We start from the raw sequence: 675 nt of genomic DNA, 5'->3' as shown, positions 1-675 counted from the left end.
GATTACACAGAATCAATTCGCCTGAGTCCAAAGGATTTGAATTCTGCTTATGCGGACAGGTCAAATGCTTATTATTGGCTTGGCGAATATGACAAAGCAATAGCAGATGCCGAACGCTTTGTTGCGGCAGGCGGTAAACAATATGAGGCATTCAACACGCTCATGAGGATATATTCAGAGCGTAAGGAATATGAAGTTGCCTTGAAATACAGTGAAAAATACATTGAAATTTCCCCGAAATCTAAATTGGGCTATAATATGAAAGGCAGAGTCTATTCTAAAATGGGACATTACGAAAAAGCCAGTGAAGAATACACGAAATCACTTAAGCAAGATTCAAAGTATGTGACAGCTTATGAAAATAGATGTTACGCATATCAAAAAATAGGAGAATTTAAAAAAGCCCTTGCCGATGCGGAAAAAGCCATAAAATACGCTAAGAAAAAAAACAGCAAGTATTCCATATACACATCTTATCAAACTAGAGGTCTCGTTTATATAGAAATGAAAAAGCAAATGGAAGCTTTGAGCGATTTTAAGACTGCCATGTCTTTTGCCACAGATTCCCAAAAGAAAGCTTTGCAAAAGAATATCGAAAACGCCTGCTCACTTAGTCCGGATTATGAGCGAGTCTCACTTGAAGTGAAAAATGGCAGGGTTATAATTCCAGTTTCT

Annotated in this window: 1 protein-coding gene; it reads left to right on the top strand. The window is 37.5% G+C overall.

Annotated features, from left to right (window positions below; translation table 11 throughout):
* Window positions 1-36 precede the first annotated feature (36 nt).
* The coding region (locus B2089_RS07085; protein WP_296686502.1) for a tetratricopeptide repeat protein at window positions 37-675 on the top strand (639 nt) is incomplete at its 3' end.

The sequence above is a fragment of the Treponema sp. UBA3813 genome, assembly GCA_002368605.1.
In the GTDB taxonomy this organism is placed as follows: Bacteria; Spirochaetota; Spirochaetia; order Treponematales; family Treponemataceae; genus Treponema_D.
The sequence above is the reverse complement of the archived record's forward strand: the minus strand, read 5'-3'. Positions and strand labels throughout refer to the sequence as shown.